The sequence below is a fragment of the Streptomyces sp. NPDC060194 genome, assembly GCF_042728285.1.
In the GTDB taxonomy this organism is placed as follows: domain Bacteria; phylum Actinomycetota; class Actinomycetes; order Streptomycetales; family Streptomycetaceae; genus Streptomyces.
Genome location: NZ_JBHWZH010000267.1, coordinates 1 through 3314, shown reverse-complemented (window position 1 = coordinate 3314; position 3314 = coordinate 1). Strand labels below are relative to the sequence as shown.

General features: G+C 72.2%; 4 protein-coding genes. 3 read left to right on the top strand and 1 reads right to left on the bottom strand.

Going from position 1 to position 3314, the window contains the following annotated elements; genetic code table 11:
- Positions 1 to 37: 37 nt before the first annotated feature.
- Positions 38 to 820, bottom strand: a complete 783-nt coding sequence (locus ACFWEG_RS28665) for a hypothetical protein (protein ID WP_387220938.1) — start codon at positions 818 to 820, stop codon at positions 38 to 40.
- A gap of 123 nt (positions 821 to 943) precedes the next feature.
- Between ACFWEG_RS28665 and ACFWEG_RS28660 the strand changes: the two genes are divergently transcribed.
- The 3 genes from ACFWEG_RS28660 to ACFWEG_RS28650 all read left to right on the top strand — a co-directional run bounded on the left by ACFWEG_RS28660 (position 944) and on the right by ACFWEG_RS28650 (position 3247).
- The gene (locus tag ACFWEG_RS28660; RefSeq protein WP_387220935.1) at positions 944 to 1735 is read left to right on the top strand and encodes an ABC transporter ATP-binding protein; all 792 of its coding nucleotides are present in this window, start codon (positions 944 to 946) and stop codon (positions 1733 to 1735) included.
- 22 nt (positions 1736 to 1757) lie between these two features.
- Positions 1758 to 2195: an NfeD family protein gene (locus ACFWEG_RS28655; protein WP_387220933.1), complete on the top strand. Its 438-nt coding sequence runs from the start codon at positions 1758 to 1760 to the stop codon at positions 2193 to 2195.
- Between the two features lie 107 nt (positions 2196 to 2302).
- Entirely contained in the window at positions 2303 to 3247 is a 945-nt protein-coding gene (locus ACFWEG_RS28650) for an SPFH domain-containing protein (protein ID WP_387220931.1), read from the top strand.
- Positions 3248 to 3314: the final 67 nt, after the last annotated feature.

Below are 3314 nucleotides of genomic sequence, written 5' to 3'. Positions count from 1 at the left end.
CCCCGGTCCGCGGGGCTCTCCCGCGTCCGCGCCCCGCTCAGCGCCGCTCCCGCTCCTCCACGAACGCGTTGTACGCCGCCACCTGCGCCCGCCGGGCCACCCGCTCCACCGGTCGCAGCGCCTCCGCCCGGGCCGCGATCTCCGACGCGCTCACCGCACCGCCGGTCCCGCTCCCGTGCGCCACCTCCACCAGCAGCCCCACCCGCTGCGCCAGCTCCAGCACCCGCACCGCCCGCGGCGGGTACCCCGGCGCGAGCACCTCCCGGCCCCGATCGGCCCGCGCCCGGTACGCGTCCACCGCCGCCTCCGCGACCGGACCCGAGCCCGCCACGTCCAGCCGGGTCAGCGTCGCCGTCGCGTCCCGCAGCGCCTCCGCCAGCTCCCGCTCCGCCTCGCCGAGCGACGGCACGTCCGCCGGCGGCGCCTCCCGCACCGGCAGGCAGTGCCACAGCACCTCGGCGTGCACATCGCCCTCCGGCCCGGCCTCGTACACCTCCGGCACCAGCCCCAACGCCGCCCCGTGCACCACGACCGCCTCCTCGGCCTCCAGCGCCCGCGCGTTGAACTCCGGCGGGCCGCTCAGCCCCAGCGGGTGGCCGGAGGCCGGCAGGGCCACCCGCAGCCCGGTCGCCCCCAGTCGCCGCAGCCGGCCCAGCGCCAGCGTCAGCCCGACCGGGCCCGGCTCCCCGGGCAGCCCCTCCACGCGGTGCACCGCGTCGTGACCGACCACGGCGAGCACGGCGTCGTCAGGTGACACAAGTCCGGCAAGAAGCGCATTTCCCCAGGCGGCGAGGCGTCCTGAGCGAGGTTCGACGAGCATGCACCCAGCCTAGGGAACGCCACCGACAACCGGTGGCGTAGGTTTTACCCGGGGACACTTCCGGGTGACCGCCCCCGAGGGCGCCCGCGACACACCGAGACTGCAATGGGAGACAACGCGCTCATGAGCGATGTGCTGGAGCTGGAGGACGTATCCGTGGTCCGCGAGGGCCGGGCTCTGGTGGACCAGGTCTCCTGGTCGGTGAAGGAGGGAGAGCGCTGGGTCATCCTCGGCCCCAACGGCGCCGGCAAGACCACCCTCCTCAACGTGGCGTCCAGCTACCTCTTCCCCTCCAAGGGCACCGCCACGATCCTCGGCGAGACCCTCGGCAAGGTCGACGTCTTCGAACTCCGCCCCCGCATCGGCGTCGCCGGCATCGCGCTCGCCGACAAGCTCCCCAAGCGCCAGACCGTCCTCCAGACCGTCCTCACCGCCGCCTACGGCATGACCGCCACCTGGAACGAGGACTACGAGGACGTCGACGAGCAGCGCGCCCGCGCCTTCCTCGACCGGCTCGGCATGACCGAGTACCTCGACCGCCGCTTCGGCACCCTCTCCGAGGGCGAGCGCAAGCGCACCCTGATCGCCCGCGCCCTGATGACCGACCCCGAGCTGCTCCTCCTCGACGAGCCCGCCGCCGGCCTCGACCTCGGCGGCCGCGAGGACCTCGTCCGCCGCCTCGGCCGGCTCGCCCGCGACCCCTACGCCCCCTCCATGATCATGGTGACGCACCACGTCGAGGAGATCCCGCCCGGCTTCACGCACGTCCTGATGATCCGTCAGGGCCAGGTGCTCGCCGCCGGCCCCGTCGAGCTGGAGCTCAACTCCCGCAACCTCTCCCGCTGCTTCGGCCTCCCGCTCGTCGTCGAGCAGAACGGAAGCCGCTGGTCGGCGCAGGGCCTCCCGCTGAAGTGACCCCTCGCCCTACCATGACCGGGTGGACATCACTGAATGGTCGGCCTGGGTGTGGTGGCTCCTCGTCGCCGTGCTGCTCGGCATCCCCCTCGTCCTGACCGCGATGCCGGAGTTCGGCATGCTCTCCGTCGGCGCGGTCGCCGCCGCGGTGACGGCGGGGATCGGCGGCGGTGTCGTCGCTCAGTTCCTCGTCTTCGCCGCCGTCTCCGTCGCCCTCATCGCCGTCGTGCGCCCGCTGGCCCGCAGGCAGCGCGCCGAACTGCCGCAGCACACCAGCGGCGTCGAGGCGCTGAAGGGCCGGCAGGCCGTCGTCCTGGAACGGGTCGACGGCAGCGACGGCCGGATCAAGCTCGCGGGCGAGGTGTGGTCGGCACGCTCCCTCGACGCCTCGCAGAGCTTCGAACCGGGCCGCCAGGTCGACGTCGTCGAGATCGACGGCGCCACTGCCATCGTGATCTGACCGCGCCGCCGCCGATCTCGAACGAACGGCACACACCGGGCAGTTCACTCTGCCAGACTCGATCACCAAGATCCTCGACGCGAACGAAGGGCACGGGGGACAACACGATGGAACCGATCATCATCGTCCTGATCATCCTGGTGGTGCTGGTCTTCATCGCCCTGATCAAGACGATCCAGGTCATCCCGCAGGCGAGCGCCGCCATCGTCGAACGCTTCGGCCGCTACACCCGCACTCTCAACGCGGGCCTCAACATCGTCGTCCCGTTCATCGACTCGATCCGCAACCGGATCGACCTCCGCGAACAGGTCGTGCCGTTCCCGCCCCAGCCGGTGATCACCCAGGACAACCTGGTCGTCAACATCGACACCGTCATCTACTACCAGGTCACCGACGCCCGCGCCGCGACCTACGAGGTCGCCAGCTACATCCAGGCCATCGAGCAGCTCACCGTCACCACGCTCCGCAACATCATCGGCGGCATGGACCTCGAACGGACCCTGACCTCCCGCGAGGAGATCAACGCGGCCCTGCGCGGCGTCCTCGACGAGGCCACCGGCAAGTGGGGCATCCGCGTCAACCGCGTCGAGCTCAAGGCGATCGAGCCGCCCACCTCCATCCAGGACTCCATGGAGAAGCAGATGCGCGCCGACCGCGACAAGCGCGCCGCGATCCTCCAGGCCGAGGGCACCCGGCAGTCCGCCATCCTCACCGCCGAGGGCGAGAAGCAGTCCGCGATCCTGCGCGCCGAGGGCGACGCCAAGGCCGCCGCACTGCGCGCCGAGGGCGAGGCCCAGGCCGTCCGCACCGTCTTCGAGGCGATCCACGCCGGCGACCCCGACCAGAAGCTGCTCTCCTACCAGTACCTCCAGATGCTGCCGAAGATCGCCGAGGGCGACGCCAACAAGCTCTGGATCGTCCCCAGCGAGATCGGCGACGCGCTCAAGGGCCTCTCCGGCGCCCTCGGCAACGGCTTCAGCCCCTCCTCCGGCGTCCCCGGCGCGAGCGTCCCCCGCCAGGCCGAGCGCCGCGACCAGCCCCCGCTGGACTGACGTCCCCAGCTTCTGCCCCGCCTCCAGCCGCAGGTCCACGCCCCGCACCGCCGGTACGGCGGGGGAG